Here is a 17,409-nt window from a genome sequence, read left to right on the forward strand (position 1 = left end):
AAAATGGAAGATATTCGATTGAATGTTCCATTGTTGCGAAGAAGAGTGCCAAATCTTACAAGTGCCGCACGTGATGTAGGTTTACGCCCGGCAACTGTATCAAATTTATGTACGGGGAAAATTCCTGTAGGGCGTGCTGAAGTTCGTACGATAGTAGCTTTAGCAGAATTAGCACAATGTAGTCTCGATGAATTAATTTTAAGAGGGGAGAATGTAGAGATGATTGAAACAAAAATTAAGACGTTAGATTTGTTTGCGCCAATCGTTAAGGGAGGAACAATCGGGCTTGTTGCTCGACCGGGAATGGGTCAGTTGGTTGTTCTTGCTGAGTTATTTTATCGTTTTAAAAGAGAGGGTTACGCAACCGTTTTATTAAAACCAGAAAAAGATCATCCAGAGTTAGCGGAAATTCTAGATGATACAGAGATTGTCGCTGAAAGTATTGAAAAGGCTTTAGCGGAAATGTCGGTGGTCGGTAAAAATAAAGAAATCATTTTCGTTGCCGATCGTTCACATGTATTAACAGGAGAAATCTTTGAACTTCAGGAAAAATTACAGGATACTAATCTTAAATCTATTACAACCTTCTTACTCGATTTGAAGGGAGCTTCCGTAGATGAGGACCTTCCATATGGCCCGCTTGAGACATTATGGCAGTTTGATATGGACTTAGCAGCAAGACATCGTTACCCAGCGGTAAACCCAATCTACTCTACATCTTCGGTGTTGGAAGGAGCACACCTAGACCAAAACCACCTAACAATCCAACAAAAAGCCCAAAAGTTATTACGCCGCTACCGTGAATTACGTTCTCTCGTCAATGTAAAAGGCATTAACGGGATACCTTCATCTGAAATAGAGACATTTCATCGAGGCGAGCGGTTAGAAGCATATTTGACACAGCCATTCTATGTCGCTGAAGCCTTTACTGGAATAAAGGGTGAAGAGGTAAGTCTTAAGGATACATTAAATGACGTTAAGAAAATATTAGATGGAACAGTGGACGCAAAGGATATCGCATCATTGAATTTCATCGGAACGATTTAATGGTTCTTTAGGGTTGGAGTGACACATGTGGAAAATGAAAAGGAGTTTCCTGATTAAGGCAGGTTTAAATTAGACGATAACACTCACAAATGTTGATTTATCAATGTTTGTGGGTGTTTTTTTTGAGGGGAAAGCTGAAAAAGGTGACTATGGGAATCGCTCTTTTCACAGCAATCTCCGGTTCAATTATATGGTAGACCGTCAAGGATTGGAAAAAGTGGGAGATATTCTATAAATTTCTGAAGCGAATAGATAAAGAACAATTAATAAGATGACATAAACTTTTGTAACTTTGTAGGAAGACATAAACATACGTAATTAATTTTTTGAAATTTGAGGAGGTTTTATTTTTTATTAGAAACATTTTTGTTTCTTCATACTCTTTAAATATGTTTCCACTTTTTACAAAGTACAATATCTGAAATAGTCGGTCGTTTAATATTATATTTTTCTGCTAATTCATATTGAGTTGCTGTTTTTTGCCTTCCTTGTTTTAAAGCTTCTTCATACTCATTTCTTATGGCCAACACTGTTTGTTCGGTTAATTTTGCTCGTTTATTACCTTCGCCGCGATTTTTTTGCGAAATTTGTTTTTTCCATTCCTCTTTAAAACCACGAACTCTAATCCTGTCACGTAAATGATCTAATTGGAGAGGGGTAAATTTAGGATTACCGTATTTTTCTATTCTTAATTTTGCTGCTTCTTTAGGTTTTCGACTACCGTCTAAATTTTGGTTCAAAATTTCTAATGTCATCGTTCGTCCGATATTTAATCTTTGAGCGACCTTTTTGATACTTAACTTCTGGTCATAATAAAAGTGACCAACTTCTTTTATTAATTCAGGAGTTCTTTTTGTGCTTCTAGTCATTGGAGCCTCCTTGTAATAATTTAAAATTTCCTTTCAAAAAACCACTTTCATTCGAATTAGTAACTCCCATTTAAAAAACAACTACAATCTCTTAAAGTGGATGAATTAATGAACCATTATTAAATAATTCACATTGAACTGCCCGCTTGATAGTCAAAATTTTAACATGGTCTGGTAAAGTAATAAAATTCCAGATATCTTAATAGGTTGTTAAGTATTCCTTAAAGCAATCAAATTTTGCAGTGTTTCATCAATTCGGTAATCAATCATCATACCAAGACCTGGCCCTATGGTAACTTTCGACGAAATGTAAGGCTCTCTGAGCCGACTTTTCTGTTTCTCGGTCATGTCGATGCCTTTCCCTTAACCTACCGGTATATGACTAATAATATTTCAAAATATGTTGGAAAAAATCCAACTGTTTAATATATTGGGTGGTAAGTATACTTAAATAAACTAGAGTAGTATCTAGATTTATTCGATGAATAACATAGTTGTGTTTTTGATGTTTTAAATATCTCATTTTTTTGTTTAAATCTGACTATAACCTAAAATCAAGGCGCAAGATTTTTTGCTTTTAGAAAGATATAAATTATTAATGAAAGGATGAATGGACAGATAATGAGTAATAGATTGATTATTGGAATGGACGGCGGAGGAACGAAAACGAGAGTTATGGTCAAAGAGCGACCAGATGGAGAAACTCTATTTGACCAAAATTTTGGGATGTCAAATTATAATAACATCGGCGTAGAAGGTCTTAGACCAGTATTTCGCGAAATTTATCAAGCTTTATTCTCTTGTTTTCAAGAACAACTACAAGATGCGATTCTCGTACTAGGTTCTGCAGGTGTCGATAGACCGAAGGATGTTGAAATTTATCTGACTGCATTAAAAGAAAGTGGATTCACCTGCCAACTAGAAGTTGTGAATGATGCAGAAATTGCCCTTGTTGGTGGCAATGGAGATCGAAAAGATGCTTTGATGATTGCTGGAACAGGTTCCATTGTTGTGGGAATTGATTCAAAAGGAAAAATCGTTCGCTCTGGCGGATGGGGCGGTTTGATAAGTGATGAAGGAAGCGGTTTCCAAATTGGTCGACATGCGATTGCAGCAGTTATGCAAGAATACGATAAAGTTATTGCACCTACATCCTTTACAGAAAAGTTGCTGGCTCATTTTCAGTTGACTTCTCCAGAAGAATTCATCGATTTATTATATTTGGAAGATAAGCTGCCAGTTGACAAGGTAGCTTCATGTACGCCAATTATTCTAGAAGCATGGGCTAAAGGAGACGAAGCTGCTCGTACGATAGTTGAAGCAGAACTAGAGAAATTAGTTCGATTAGTCGTTGGAATCAGTCGACAAATGGGGTCCGAAAAATTCCGTCTCTCTGTTGCAGGCAGTTTGTTGACACAATCAACAAATTATTTCGGTACGTTAAAAGGGAAGTTACGTGTGGTTTTACCACAAGTAGAGATTTCTACACCACTTTATGATCCAGTATTCGGTGCAATCATTATTGGTGCGAGGCTACAAGTAAATACAAATTAAATAGTAAGGAATGTGGCGTAAAATGCGTGAAATAGGAATTAGTGTGTATCCTAACTTTTATCCTTTAGATCAAATCAAAGATTATTTGGAAAAGGCCAATTCGCTTGGTTTTAAAAAAGTATTTGTTTCACTAATTTTAAATAATCATGGTTTTGAAGGTGCAGAGGATGTAAATGCAAACACTTGGAATGACATACTGAGTTACTGTAAAGAACTTGGTATGACAGTATCAGCTGATATGAATGATGAAGTTTTCAACGAGTTGGGCTGCACATTGAACGATCTTTCAGCGTTACAAAAGATGGGCATCACAAAACTCCGTATTGATGGAGGTTTTACGAGCGACGAAATTGCACTTCTTTCAAAAAATCAGCAGGGGATTCAAATAGAAGTAAATGCCTCGATGTCTTCTTCTGATAATCAGAATGGAAATGCTTTACGTGAATGTCGTGCATTTTTAGAAACGATAGAAAAAGAAGGAAATATTGGTCAACTAACTGCCTGTCACAATTTTTTTCCACTGCCAGATACAGCATTGTCTCTTGAGGACATTCGTCCAATTAACGGCTTGTTTGCCTCATTCGGTGTGCCGGTCGGTGGGTTTGTTGCATCGCAACTTTCGCCTAAAGATTTGCACCACTTAGGACATGGGGTTTGTACCATTGAAAAACACCGCTTTTTGCCTTGTCATATTTCTATGCTAGAGTTATTTGCCAATGGTTTTGAAGATGTGATAATTGGTGACTCATTTGCGGATCTTTCAGAGCTTACCGAAATGGCAAGATGTTACAAACAAGATTATATAGAGATTCCAGTTATTTTTAATCCGTTTGTTCCTCTAAATACAAAAATGAAAATTCAAGAGTCAATCCTACTTTCAAGAGTTGATCAGCCTGCCAATCTCATTCGGGCGACTGATACGAGAGGAATGGAAGTGCCTCCTTGCTTTTGTGCACCAAGAGGAAAGTATACAATCTCTGTTTTAAATAATAGAAGTGCACAATATGAAGGGGAATTACAAATCTCATTGAAAGATTTAGGACCATCTGTTGAGCACAATGTCATTGGATTTGTTCATCCTTTTGCAAAAGATTTATTGCCTTATCTTTTAGCAGGCAGAAATAAATTCCGATTAGTAGAATATAAGTGAATATTTTTATAGTAGATAAATGATTTTAGATTGTGTTTAAAACAAGGTAATAAAATGTGTATGAAACCAGAGGGGGTGGAATGGTGAAAAGCGCCATTATACTTGCGGCAGGCAAAGGTAGTAAAATGTTTCCTTTCAATGCGGTTCGCTCCAAAACAACAATAAAAATCGGAGGAAAGTCATTAATCCGCTATAACATTGAATCCATTGTGGCAATGGGAATAAAAGAAATTGTTGTTGTCGTTAATGAGGAACATCAAAGAGAAATAGAAAATCTTTTATCAGATATAGAAAACGTTATATTTGTAACAGATCAGACAAATCTAGGAAGCGCAGAAAGTCTGGTAAAAGGAGCGGAAAAACTCTCTGATACTAAGGACTTTATCGTTCTCTATGGGGATACCATCGTTGAACAAAAGGATTTAGAAAACTTAGTGAATTCTATAAAACCTGCTGTGTTGTTGAAAAATTTGGAGGAATCGTCTAGAAACTGGATTGGTGCGAGTATTGAGAATGGGTTTATTCAATCGATTGGTGCCCACTATCGTGGGAACAGCATTACCCATCAATTTGCAGGATTTCACTTTGACGATACACTTTTAGATTATGTGAAAAGAACTCCAGATTATTTTCCAGATGTAAAAGTAGGTGTAGGTGTTCCCAAAGAGAGATATATTGAAGCTGGACTTCTGAAATCGCTTGATAAAGTAAAATTGAAAGCGATCGAATGTAGTGGATATTTCTTTGATATTGACAAACCTTGGCATTTGTTAGAAGCGAACCAATTTATGGTGGATCATTTTTGTAATGCGCTACAAGAGAACCAACTCGCAGAAGGTGCGACGATCTCAGCAAATGCAACCATTCATGGCCATGTAAAACTGGGCAAGAACTCCTCAATTGGTGATCGAGTTGTCATTCACGGCAACCTGCTTGTGGGTGACAATACAATCATTGATAATGGAGCTATTTTTAATGGCAATGCTGTGATTGGTGATCATACAAAAATTAGTAATTACTGCATTATTTACGATGGAGTATCGATAGGATCAAATTGTATATTCGACCATTGTGCAGAGTTCCTTGGTGGAATGGTGATGGATAAGGTATATCTTTACCACTATGGCGAGTTTTATGGTGCTATTGGGAGTCATACGGATATCGGAGCAGCTACCGTTTGCGGAACATTACGCTTTGATGACGGAGAAACTGAACACGTTGTGAATGGACGAAAAGAAATACCCTTACATTTTTCAAATGCTGCTTATCTTGGCGATTATTGCAGAACGGGCGTGAATACGATAATTATGCCTGGTTGTAAAATAGGTGCTTATAGTGTTCTCGGAGCTGGTGCTATCATAGATAAAGATATCGAAAACAATAGTCTTGTTTTCGTGAAACAAGATCTAATTATTAAAAAATGGAGCGAAAATAAATACGGCTGGTAATAGATAGATTAGAAATTCTCGAAACCTATTGACTCTGTAACTCAAATCAATAAAAGAAGGAATAGTGATAATGGATAATTATTATCAATATGTAACAGCAAATCTCGAAAAGCTGTATAAGACACAGATTAAAAAAATGGATGAAGCAGCCACATGCATTTTTGAAGCACTACAAAATGGAGGTCGCTTTCTTGTTACAGGTTCAGGTCACTCCCATATGTTTGCAGAGGAATTTTACGTAAGAGCGGGTGGATTTGCACAAGTATCGCCTATTTTACCAAATGAGTTTTTTTTACACGATCATCCTTTAAAAAGTACTGTGATTGAACGCTTAGAAGCCTATGCAAAAGTTATCTTTGATTTATATAAAATCAACTCAAAGGATGTACTTGTCATTGCTTCTAATTCGGGAAGAAATGGTATGACTGTTGAGCTTGCAAAAATGGCACAGGAATGTGGTACAAAGGTCATTGCTTTTACAAATCCGAATCATCCTGCAGGCTCAAAATCAAGACACAGTAGCGGAAAATATCTATTTGACTTCAGTGATGTAGTTATTGATAGTTGTACTGGACCTGGGGATGCTCACTTTTATGTAGAAGAAGCAAACACAGGTATGGGGGCAACTTCTACTATGGCGGGAGCTTTTGTTGCTCAAACCATTTCTATTTTGTTAGCAAAAAAGTACCATCAAGCTGGAATGAAACCGCCAGTGTTTAAGAGTTCTAATGTTGATGGCGGAGATGAATGGAATAAAGAACTTTTTGCGAAGTATTATGGTGTTTAATTTTGCCCACCGAAAGTAACTAGAAAAGTGAATATGTGCTGAATGAGAAAAGCGTTCCCAAGTCATGGGAACGCTTATTTGGCTTACAGGGTATTTTCCATGTACTGGATACGGAGGAAAATTTGAGGGATATATAAGCATTACTTAACATGTATGAAGTAATTCTTAATTTTTAAACGTGTAGAACTATGTTAAGATTCGTTCGGATTATGTTTTAAAGTTGTAGATAGTGCTATTTAGCTTCAAATTAATGAGTTAGACTATTAAGTTGTTCCAAATTGCTAGGTATATTGGAAAAAATCAAACTGTTAAATGTATTTGTCGGGAAGTAAACTTAAACCAACTAGAAGAGTATCTAGAGTGATGAGGTAATGTATGCGACGAGATTTAATTTTACAATATTTGTATCAAAAAGGTAAAACACTTACATCGCATGAACTTGAATCAGAATTCGCCATTTCAAATCGGACATTACGAAATGAATTGAAAGAATTAAACGTTATTGGAGAAAAATCTGGATTTGTTATTCAGAAAAAACGTGGTGAAGGATATTTACTTCATGTAGAAAATCAAGAAATGGTTCAATCGTATATAGAAGAAATTAAGGGAGCTTTAGCCCCAGATTTACCTCGTGTTCGTGTAATCAATATTATTATGCTATTGCTTCAAACGACTGAGTTTCAAACCATTGATATGTTTGCTGATAGCCTAATGATTAGCAGATCGACAGTTCTTAGTGACATGGTTGAAGTTGAAAAGCAAGTTAGGATTTTTGATTTAAAAGTAGAAGCAAAATCACGTTACGGTGTTCGTTTACTAGGTGACGAAACAAATTTTAGAAGGGCGTTTTCCTATTTCTTAAGTCAAAAAGAAACAGGATTGTTAAAAAAATCTAATTACCTAAATTTCGAGAAAGCGTTTCCATTCGAAGAAATTAGAGCTGTTTTGAGTGAAGAGGTACAAATCAATCATTTGAAATTAAGTTATTTTGCCCTTGAGAACATTTTAGTGCATATTCAAATACTCTCGTTTCGAGTAACTCAACACAATTTTATATTGCCTAATCAAGAGAAGAAGTTAGATGTTTCCCTGATTAAGCCATCTTATATGAATATAGCCAAGAGAATTTGTGAAGTACTTTCTGATCTATATCATGTTGTACTACCAGAGAGTGAAATTATCTATCTTGCTGCACATATAAGTGGTAAATCTAGTGTGGATGATATTGAGGAACAAGAAAAGAATGATTTGGAACAAAAACTAAAGCATTGTTTTGAAAAATTAGATCAAACTTTCTTGACACAGTTTACAGGTGATCAGCAACTTTTGGACATGCTTTTGATGCATATGTATCCTTTGTTAAGAAGAATATATTTCAACTTAAAGCTTACAAATCCATTGATAGATGACGTTTACAGTAGATATTCTGACGTCTTTATGATTGCTTTAAAATTTTCTGAAATGATAAAGGAAATATGGGGATTTGAACTTTCTAGTGATGAAATGGGATACATTACCATGCATTTTGCAGCTCATATGGAAAGAGAGAAGCAAAAACAATTAAGTTCCTATAAGAAAATTCTACTATCGTACGGATCAGGAGCAGGATCGGCTGATTTACTTAAAATGAAACTCGAAACACTTTTTCAAGGTGCAACCATTAACGTCGTTCTATACAGTGAACTTCAATCGGTTCATCTAGAAGAATATGATTTATTAGTTTCATCCCATCCGATTCGGTTTGACAATAGTTCAATTCCGTATATTCAAGTAGCACCAATACTAAATGAGACAGATATCCAGAGAATTCGTCGTACGCTTACTAGGTATCCAGCGAGTAGAGTTAAGGAAAATGCACCAACACTCTTATCTCTGTTTCATTCAGAAATGTTCTATATAGAAGATACTAGAGAGTCGTTTGACTACAAAGCTTACATTAAAGAAAAAGCGAAAAGAGTTGTTGAATTGGATTTTGCAACACCGGACTTTCCTGAATTAGTTGTCGAAAGGGAAGAAAAAATATCGACGATTCTCCAAAATGGGATAGCAGTGCCACATGCATTAAAAATGGTTGCTATTCAGGATTCTGTAAGCGTTGTGATTTTTAAGAATCCACCGACTTACGATGGAAAGGTAGTACAAATACTTTTTTTAATTAATCTGCGTGCTGGAGACTTGTTTTTACACAAGGAGTTAAGTCGATTAGTTTTACATTTAATGGAGCATCCCGAAGCGAAACAGAGAATTCTGAAGTCAACTAACTTCAATGATTTTCAATACGAGGTTTCTAAAATATTATTCTGCTAGACTAACAAGATTCTGCCAATCAAATGAAAGGGGGTGATAGTAGAAGGGGAATGAAGGGTTTAGAATGTATGGTTAAATCTATGAGTTAGAAAATGGATTCGAATTTATTATATAGGAGGAAGATTAATGAAGAGAAGTAAATCGCGTTTTGGTAAACCTGTTACGGCTGCTGTTTTAGCTGCTTCAATCGTTGCTGGTAATTTTAGTGGTGTAGTTGTTAAAGCTGCTCCTAATCCTGCTATTTCAACTCAATCTTTTACAGTAGCTCCTATTTCAACTGGCACAAGTATTTATATGAACACTACACATATCACTCATGCAAAACCTACTGGTTTAGATACAACAAAGCCAGTAAAATGGACAACTTCTGATCCATATGTTGCCTATGTTGATATGGTTGGCAACGAAAAAGGTGATTTCAGCGGAAAGATTTTAGGCGTATCTGGTGGTACGGCAATCATCACTGGTTCTGGATTAGATGTAAATGGTAACACTAAAACTGTGAATATTACAGTTACTGTACTAGAGTCACAGAAAACTACAAATCTTGAAAAGGTAGTTTACTATTACAATGCAGGAGATCCGAAAATTCCGGCTGCTCTTTATACAACGAATTGGAAAACAACAAATATTCCTACTGCTCCAGAAGGAACTAAATTTCCTTCCCAAAGCTATGTTGGCTATGTAAATGGAGAAAATGGCGTAAAATGGTTAATTTCAAAAGATACTCTAATCAAGTCAAACGATAAAATTATTCTTGGTGATGAGAAACCTCATGGAGTAATTACTGGTATCGTATCTGATGCAATTACACTCTATGATCCTAACTTGTCTTCGGCTGATCAAATTCAATACTTGCAAGGTGGAAGATATATACCTCAAACTGGTGAATCTTCAGGTTCTGGTACTAATAATAATGGTGCCGCTGCAAAATTTAACGCCAAAGAAGTGATTACCAACATCATGCCTGATGGTAATAATGGACTTTGGATTCTTGGAGAAAAAGGAAACGCAACTCACATTGTGAGAAAGCAAATGTCCTTACAAAGTAAAGCATTACTTCAAACAGAAATTTCAAGAAACTATACAGACAGGTACGGATTCCAATCTGGTAATATGAGATTCACTACTCAAGAGGACATGATTAAAGCGCTTATGACAGCTGATAAAGATGCTGCTAGAGGAAACTATGATACAGACAATGATGGTCTTTGGACGACGATGTATGCTTCTGGTGAAATCTGGAGATACAACTACATGAAAAATACATTTGGTCCGAATGATGAAAGAACAAAAGATGCAAAAGCATCTGCTATTCGTGCAGTTGAATCAATCGTAACACTTGGCTATATATCTGGTACGCAATTAAAAGTTACTTCTCAATACAATGTAAACGACTATGTGTACGTTGTTAACTCTTATGGTGGAAACGTAAAAACTATCGCTGAAGCAAAAGCATGGCTTACTGCTAACGAAGGAAAGCCAGTATTCGTTGATGAAAAGGGTAAATATACTTTGACTAACACAGGAAATCCTGCTTCAGCTGGTTTCTTTGCTCGAACGTACAAAGTAGACACAAGTAACAATGGCGCTACAATTCCAGAAGCTAGGACATGGGATAATGCATGGATTCAAAAGAAGGCAGGACAAGCTGTTGATATTAATGGAAATACAGTTTGGTATAATGTCCCTGGATCTTTCAAAAATGGAACTCAAACTGATCTTAAAGCATATGACACAGTTGCAGTACCTCCACGTTTAACAGAAATATTTGCAAACCAAAACGAAGGTTTTGATGCGGATTCAATGGATTTAGACTCAAATAAAGTTTATTACAAAGCAACAACATCTACAGATGAATTAGTAGGTCATTATTTTACATTAGACCTAGCATATAAAGCATTCAAAGAAGATGATCCAGAACTAGCAGCGCTTATCAAAAATGATATGATTAACCATACAAATGCACTAGTTCTAAACAACTATTTCCAATTGACTGTTAATGGTGAGAACCCAGCTGAATCTCGTTTTGCTAGTGGTTCTGTTCCTGGAAATGGATTAAACGGTCCAAATGCTCCTACTAGGTGGGCAAATATGAACCCTGAATACCTTGATGGTAATAAGGATGCATGGGGAAGAGACGCAGACTATGAAGACGGTCCATTAAATGCGCAATTACAGTTACAAGCACTTGTAGTTGCAAGAGATTTGGGTACGTATACTCCTGAAGAAAAAGCAATCCTTGAAGATCAAGGCATTGATGTAATTGAACCACTTGATTTTGCAAACGAATACAAAGTAATGAATGGCGTAAAAGCATCAGAAAAAGCTAATGAACACAATGATTTTGAAGTAAGATATCCAAAAACATATAACTCAAAATCGATGCTTGATATGACATTACAATATCTTGCAAGATACTTTGGTATTGCTGCTCATAACGGTGATGATATCGGTGTAAGTGGTGTAACTCACGAATCATACATGAACTATTCTGATGAAGAAGAAGAAGCACTAGCATACTACACATTATCTCACCATGCTGATAAGTTTAACGGTGACGAAATCTTAGAAGGCATGAACCAATGGTGGACAAACGAAAAGAGAGAGAAAAACCCATTCATGACAACTTTCTACGCGGCTTCTCTAGGTGCATTGAAAGCTAAAGGTATTGATATCGGAAACGCACAAGTTGACCTTGCTGGTTCAGAGTGGTATATGACACGTATTCCTAACAATTTCATGAACTTTGATGTATTATCAGCAAACAGAAATGACGTAACACACGTAGCACCAAATCTTATGGTTGACCAATTAATTCCTCGTGATGAAGTTATGATGTCCAAGTACAACACAAACATTTTTGGAACGATGGATAGAAGAACGATTGACTCTGGTAACAGTTTAACAATGGAATCTTCAACTGTCATTTCAATGCCTTACTGGATCACTCAAAACCCTGAAGATGCTGCTTATGTAGAAGATTTAGGATCAGAAGTTACTGCACCAGTAAATAATGGTACAGAAAGCCTTGAATACCCAACTAATCTAGCATCTATGAATCCTCATGCTAAATATAATGCAGACACACATACATTTACAATTAACGTGGGTGACTCTGTAAAGCTTGATGCTAAAACAACAGGATATATTAAGAATGTGTCTTGGGCAACGAATGCTTGGGATCAAGCAGGATATATAAATGGATTACCTACACAAATCAATGCTGAAGCAGATGTATTTCAAGTGATTGACCTAAGAAATATAGCAACATACGGTGATGAAGGAAACGTAAGACCAACGGATTTAAGTGTAAATGGCGAGTACTATGGTGCTTATGCAACTGGTTTAAAACCGGGAACAGCTACCGTTACGGCGTATGTTATTGATGGATTCTTTAGAACGCCTGCTAAAATAACATACACAATCAATGTTGTTGATCCTAAGAAATCAGAAAAACCAATTGCTCCTACTAAGCTTGACAAGAATTCTTTTGCCTATCCAACATGGTTGAAAAATGCAATGGCTGATTCAAAATTAAATACAGATGGAAACAAATTTGTAGAAGTTAGTTACGAATCATCTTCACCAGACGATGTAGCTGTTGATAGTGAAACTGGAGAGGTTACGTATAAAACAGATAAGCAAGCTTTCATCATTGCTACTGTTGTATACTCTGCAATGACAATTGATGGAGAGCCTAGATTTGAAAACGATAGCCACGTGATGACTTTTGTAAGACCTGTTTCTAAGAATTCGCATCATAAATAATATTAATGTAAACAGTATCTGCGTAACTATACTATTTGCCAAAGCTCATTAATATTATCCCTTATTTAAATTAAATAAATTTTTTTAAAAGGATCTTGGTATAAGGGGAATTTCTGATTTACCAAGATCCTAATCCTTTTAGGAGTGATAATTCAATGAAAAGTAATTTTTTTGAAGAGAAATTTTTACCAATTGCTTCGAAAATAGGTAATCAAAGACATTTGCTTGCCTTACGTGACGGTATTATGTTTGCAATGCCTCTTATGATAATTGGTTCGTTTTTCATTATCGTAGCTTGGTTAGAAGCAGAATGGTATCAAAACTTCATGGCAAAAACCTTTGGTGACAATTGGAATGCTTTTGGAGACATCGTTTATAACGGTACAATGGGTATCATCGCATTAATTGCTGTATTTGGTGTAGCATTTTCACTAGCAGGCAGTTATAAAGTCGATGGAAAGAATATTGATGGTGTTCCAGCTGGTGTTTTAGCATTAGCAGGATATTTAATTGTTAACATTATGAGCACTTTCACGGTTGATGAAGAAAGCGTATCCGCTTGGTCACCTGATATTTTTAGTGCACAGTATTTGTTTGTTGGATTAATTGTTGCCATTATTACCGCTGAAATTTATCGTTTCTTCTTACAGAAGAAGATAGTCATTACGTTACCAGATACTGTACCACCAACCGTTTCACGTTCCTTTACAGCACTTATTCCTGGTTTGGTTATTATTATTTTCTTCTTATTTATTAGATTTATATTTGCGCAAACTAGTTGGGAAACTTTTGCAACTTTTATACAGGTCGTTGTCACACAACCATTTACGATCTTAGGTTCAACCTACATTGGTACGCTTATCGCAAGTTTAATGGAACATCTCTTATGGAGTTTTGGAATCCATGGTTCATCCATCATCACTTCTGTTATGGAACCTATTTGGATTACAAATGCAGATGCAAACTTAGCAGCAGTAAAAGAGGGTGCAAAGACACTGCCGCATATCATTACGTATACATTCTATGAGAATGGTATCTGGATGGGTGGATCAGGTGCTACGTTACCAGTTGCTATCTATATGATGTTTTTAGCAAAATCAAATCTTCTAAAGAAGGTTGGACGTTTGGCGATTGGACCTTCCATTTTTAATGTCAACGAACCAATTATGTTTGGAGTTCCGGTTGTCTTAAACCCATTCTTAATGATTCCTTTCATGCTGGCACCAGTAGCAGTATTAACCGTTACTTATTTTGGTACGTCAATGGGAATTTTCCCACAAACGACTGGTACGATTATTCCATGGACAACACCATATTTCATCAGTGGTTATCTTATGACTGGCGGTAAAATTATGGGTGTAGTCATGCAATTGGTTGCTTTTGCAGTTGCCTCTACAATTTGGTTCCCATTCATTAAGATGTGGGATAAGAAAAACTTAGAAATGGAGAAAGCTAATAATATTATAGATTCCAAAGGAAATCTTAATTTTTAGCGAATACTTACTATGGACATGAAAAAGAAAATATTTACTCAGATTCGATTAAAAAGAATAGCTGCTTTTGCCCTAGATGCGGTGATTGTCTCAATCCTACTTTCAATTGTTTATCGAATAACAGGTTTTGCAAACTTTCCTGGAGTCTTAACAAAGATGATTGAAATTCAAAAAACAATGAGTGAAGCAGCTAGTCAAGAGGCTACTGTACAGGTAATGGCTCTTTTTAATGAAGCTTTTCTCCAATCGCTTCTAATCTGGTTTTGTTATGATGTCTTAACAACCTTATTATTAAGAGGTTCTACAATTGGGAAGATGATTTTTCGATTGAAACTAACACATATCAATAACAAAAATGGTAAGCTTGCTTATGGATTATTAGTGATTGTTAGAAGTTTCTTTAAATTTTTATCGATGTTTCTTTTTCAGGGCCTTCCATTTTTGATATCCGTTATAAGCATATTTGCTAATCCAAACTCATTAGCTGCACACGATCGATTAGCTCGATTAGTCGTAGTCAATAAGAACGACGTTACTAGCTTAGAATAGAAGGGGAAAAAATAATGAATATTTTACTTTGTTGTGCTGCCGGCATGTCTACAAGTCTAATCGTTACAAAAATGGAAAAAGCTGCTGCGTCAAAAGGGATTTCAGCACATATTTGGGCAGTTTCTGAATCAGTTGTTCGCTCAGAAGTCGAAGAGGCTGATGTATTATTGTTAGGACCACAAGTACGTTTTCTTTTGAACGAAATGAAAAACATCTGTGGGGAGAAAAACATTCCAGTTGAAGTTATTGATATGATGAATTATGGCATGTGTGATGGTGAAGCTATTCTCGAGCAAGCAATAAAACTAATAGAAAATAAGTAGATACAGATCAAAAGAAGTGTCTCTTCTTATATAATGCCTTTTGAAAGCAAATGACTTTGAGTTCAAAAGGCATTATGAATGACATGAAAAAAAAACATTATAATATAAAAAATTTTAAGTTTGAAAATTTTATAGAATACAAGAATACCCAAAGGGGTTTTTAACATAGAAAATTTGTGGTCATAAGCTTACAGAGTTTCAAAATTTCTCTTGAAAGAGGAAGGAGGTCAGTTTTATGGTAAAACATGAAACAGAAATTTTTACATTGATTTTACATGGTGGAAATGGTCGAAGTGCAGCAATGGAAGCCATTCATGCAGCAAAAGAACAGAATATGGATTTAGCACGCAAGAAATTAAAAGAAGCAAGTGATTCTTTAAATGAGGCACATCATATTCAAACATCGCTCATTCAATCAGAGATTGGTGGAACACCAACAGAAATTTCACTTTTAATGATTCATGCCCAAGATCACCTGATGAATGCGATGACCGTAAAAGACTTGGCAAAAGAGTTCGTTGACTTGTATGAAAGGGGCCTTAAGTAATGTCAAAGAAATTTAAAGTTGTGACAATTGGTGGGGGCTCTAGTTATACGCCGGAACTAGTTGAAGGCATTATTAAGCGTTATGAAAAAATACCAGTTACAGAACTTTGGCTTGTTGATATCGAAGCAGGTCGCAAAAAATTAGAAACAGTTGGTGCGCTAGCAAAGCGTATGGTCAAAAAAGCTGGGGTTCCAATTGAGATTCACCTTTCGTATGATCGTCGTGAGGCTTTGAAAGATGCTGATTTCGTTACGACACAACTTCGTGTTGGGCAATTGGCTGCACGTGCACTTGATGAAAGAATTCCATTAAAACATGGTGTTATCGGGCAAGAAACCAATGGTGCAGGTGGTTTGTTTAAAGCGCTCCGTACGATTCCAGTAATTTTAGATATTTGTAAGGAAGTTGAAGAGCTTTGTCCAAATGCGTGGGTACTTAACTTTACAAACCCTGCAGGTATGGTGACAGAGGCAGCATTAAGATATTCAAATATTAAGAAATTTATTGGCCTTTGTAATATTCCGATTGGAATGGAAATGGGTATTGCAAATCTATTAAATGTGGATCACTCTCGTGTTCGGATTGATTTTGCTGGTCTTAATCATATGGTTTTTGGATTAGAGGTTTATCTAGATGGAGTGAGTGTAAAAGATAAAGTTCTTGAAATGATCATGGACCCTGCAAATGCAAGTTTTGTAAAAAATATTGACGCAGAGGAGTGGGCACCTGAATTCCTCAAAGGTATCAATGTCATCCCATGCTCATACCATCACTACTACTATAAAACATCTGAGATGTTGGCAAGAGAATTGAAAGAATTTGAGTCTAGTGAAACACGTGCAGAAGTCGTACAACGGATTGAAGCATCTCTATTTGAAAAATATAAAGATGAAACGCTAGATGTAAAACCACCTGAGTTAGAAAAACGTGGCGGGGCATACTACTCCGATGCGGCGTGTCGTTTGATCTCATCGATTTACAATGATACGCGAGATATTCAACCATTGAATACAATGAACAAAGGGGCAATTTCAGGCCTGCCATATAACAGTGCTGTTGAAGTTAGCTGTGTCATTACAAAGGATGGTCCAGTACCATTAACGATGGGAGAAATGCCAGTTCCAGTTCGAGGATTGATACAAACGATTAAATCTTTTGAACAGATGGCAATTGAGGCTGCGGTAGAAGGAAGTCGTGAAAAAGCAATCGTTGCATTGACGATCAATCCGCTTGTTGCAAACGATAAAATGGCTATAGCGATTGTAGACGAAATGCTAGAGGCACACAAAGCATATTTACCAAGGTTTTTTAAAAAATAGCCAATCTGATTGTCAGGTATTTTATCTGATTTCTTGATAATAGAAAAAAGTCGTATACACTTAAAGCAACGTTGATACATAAAACCCACCGGATCATTATTCGGTGGGTTTTGTTGATGATCAATAAAGTTATTTAAGAGAGCTTTATCATTGAACAATCGATCAATTCGAATGTAATAAGTTCTATAAGCATTTTAAAAATCAAAATTAAAAAATAGAGGAATTAGGTAGCCTCTGTTTTTAGT

At 36.1% G+C, this 17,409-nt stretch carries 13 protein-coding genes; 12 read left to right on the plus strand and 1 reads right to left on the minus strand.

Annotation, left to right across the window (positions count from 1 at the left end; all coding sequences use genetic code 11):
• Window positions 1–3: 3 nt before the first annotated feature.
• Complete coding sequence (locus QUG14_RS29125) at window positions 4–1,047, plus strand: ATP synthase beta subunit C-terminal domain-containing protein (protein ID WP_289343921.1); 1,044 nt, start codon at window positions 4–6, stop codon at window positions 1,045–1,047.
• 383 nt (window positions 1,048–1,430) lie between these two features.
• Here the strand turns inward: QUG14_RS29125 and QUG14_RS29130 are convergent, their stop codons facing one another.
• Window positions 1,431–1,916 carry a hypothetical protein gene (locus QUG14_RS29130; protein WP_289343922.1) on the minus strand — a complete coding sequence of 162 codons (486 nt, stop codon included), beginning with the start codon at window positions 1,914–1,916 and terminating at the stop codon, window positions 1,431–1,433.
• 621 nt (window positions 1,917–2,537) lie between these two features.
• Here QUG14_RS29130 and QUG14_RS29135 point away from each other — a divergent pair.
• The 11 genes from QUG14_RS29135 to QUG14_RS29185 all read left to right on the plus strand — a co-directional run bounded on the left by QUG14_RS29135 (window position 2,538) and on the right by QUG14_RS29185 (window position 17,164).
• Window positions 2,538–3,470 (plus strand): N-acetylglucosamine kinase, encoded by a 933-nt coding sequence (locus QUG14_RS29135; protein WP_289343923.1) that lies wholly within the window; start codon window positions 2,538–2,540, stop codon window positions 3,468–3,470.
• A 22-nt stretch (window positions 3,471–3,492) separates the two neighbouring features.
• Window positions 3,493–4,620, plus strand: coding sequence for a MupG family TIM beta-alpha barrel fold protein (locus QUG14_RS29140; protein WP_289343924.1), 1,128 nt, complete (start codon window positions 3,493–3,495; stop codon window positions 4,618–4,620).
• Between the two features lie 83 nt (window positions 4,621–4,703).
• On the plus strand, window positions 4,704–6,068 hold the full coding sequence (locus tag QUG14_RS29145) for a nucleotidyltransferase family protein (RefSeq protein ID WP_289343925.1): 1,365 nt from the start codon (window positions 4,704–4,706) through the stop codon (window positions 6,066–6,068).
• A gap of 70 nt (window positions 6,069–6,138) precedes the next feature.
• On the plus strand, window positions 6,139–6,855 hold the full coding sequence (locus tag QUG14_RS29150) for an SIS domain-containing protein (protein ID WP_289343926.1): 717 nt from the start codon (window positions 6,139–6,141) through the stop codon (window positions 6,853–6,855).
• 375 nt (window positions 6,856–7,230) lie between these two features.
• Entirely contained in the window at window positions 7,231–9,162 is a 1,932-nt protein-coding gene (locus tag QUG14_RS29155) for a BglG family transcription antiterminator (RefSeq protein ID WP_289343927.1), read from the plus strand.
• A gap of 126 nt (window positions 9,163–9,288) precedes the next feature.
• Complete coding sequence (locus QUG14_RS29160; protein ID WP_289343928.1) at window positions 9,289–12,933, plus strand: hypothetical protein; 3,645 nt, start codon at window positions 9,289–9,291, stop codon at window positions 12,931–12,933.
• 155 nt (window positions 12,934–13,088) lie between these two features.
• Window positions 13,089–14,426, plus strand: coding sequence for a PTS cellobiose transporter subunit IIC (celB, locus tag QUG14_RS29165; RefSeq protein WP_289343929.1), 1,338 nt, complete (start codon window positions 13,089–13,091; stop codon window positions 14,424–14,426).
• 12 nt (window positions 14,427–14,438) lie between these two features.
• Entirely contained in the window at window positions 14,439–14,975 is a 537-nt protein-coding gene (locus QUG14_RS29170) for an RDD family protein (protein WP_289343930.1), read from the plus strand.
• A gap of 14 nt (window positions 14,976–14,989) precedes the next feature.
• Window positions 14,990–15,298, plus strand: a complete 309-nt coding sequence (locus QUG14_RS29175; RefSeq protein ID WP_179160539.1) for a PTS sugar transporter subunit IIB — start codon at window positions 14,990–14,992, stop codon at window positions 15,296–15,298.
• Between the two features lie 235 nt (window positions 15,299–15,533).
• Complete coding sequence (locus QUG14_RS29180) at window positions 15,534–15,845, plus strand: PTS lactose/cellobiose transporter subunit IIA (RefSeq protein WP_289343931.1); 312 nt, start codon at window positions 15,534–15,536, stop codon at window positions 15,843–15,845.
• Entirely contained in the window at window positions 15,845–17,164 is a 1,320-nt protein-coding gene (locus tag QUG14_RS29185) for a 6-phospho-beta-glucosidase (protein WP_289343932.1), read from the plus strand. Before QUG14_RS29180 ends, QUG14_RS29185 begins: the two co-directional genes overlap by 1 nt.
• Window positions 17,165–17,409: the final 245 nt, after the last annotated feature.

Source organism: Neobacillus sp. CF12, from assembly GCF_030348765.1.
Taxonomy (GTDB): domain Bacteria; phylum Bacillota; class Bacilli; order Bacillales; family Cytobacillaceae; genus Neobacillus.

What these genes read in the sequence shown, in the direction of transcription:
- QUG14_RS29125 (WP_289343921.1), top strand. Translation starts at nt 4, where the DNA reads ATGGAAGATATTCGATTGAATGTTCCATTGTTGCGAAGAAGAGTGCCA.
- QUG14_RS29130 (WP_289343922.1), bottom strand. Translation starts at nt 1,916, where the DNA reads ATGACTAGAAGCACAAAAAGAACTCCTGAATTAATAAAAGAAGTTGGT.
- QUG14_RS29135 (WP_289343923.1), top strand. Translation starts at nt 2,538, where the DNA reads ATGAGTAATAGATTGATTATTGGAATGGACGGCGGAGGAACGAAAACG.
- QUG14_RS29140 (WP_289343924.1), top strand. Translation starts at nt 3,493, where the DNA reads ATGCGTGAAATAGGAATTAGTGTGTATCCTAACTTTTATCCTTTAGAT.
- QUG14_RS29150 (WP_289343926.1), top strand. Translation starts at nt 6,139, where the DNA reads ATGGATAATTATTATCAATATGTAACAGCAAATCTCGAAAAGCTGTAT.
- QUG14_RS29155 (WP_289343927.1), top strand. Translation starts at nt 7,231, where the DNA reads ATGCGACGAGATTTAATTTTACAATATTTGTATCAAAAAGGTAAAACA.
- QUG14_RS29160 (WP_289343928.1), top strand. Translation starts at nt 9,289, where the DNA reads ATGAAGAGAAGTAAATCGCGTTTTGGTAAACCTGTTACGGCTGCTGTT.
- celB (WP_289343929.1), top strand. Translation starts at nt 13,089, where the DNA reads ATGAAAAGTAATTTTTTTGAAGAGAAATTTTTACCAATTGCTTCGAAA.
- QUG14_RS29170 (WP_289343930.1), top strand. Translation starts at nt 14,439, where the DNA reads ATGGACATGAAAAAGAAAATATTTACTCAGATTCGATTAAAAAGAATA.
- QUG14_RS29175 (WP_179160539.1), top strand. Translation starts at nt 14,990, where the DNA reads ATGAATATTTTACTTTGTTGTGCTGCCGGCATGTCTACAAGTCTAATC.
- QUG14_RS29180 (WP_289343931.1), top strand. Translation starts at nt 15,534, where the DNA reads ATGGTAAAACATGAAACAGAAATTTTTACATTGATTTTACATGGTGGA.
- QUG14_RS29185 (WP_289343932.1), top strand. Translation starts at nt 15,845, where the DNA reads ATGTCAAAGAAATTTAAAGTTGTGACAATTGGTGGGGGCTCTAGTTAT.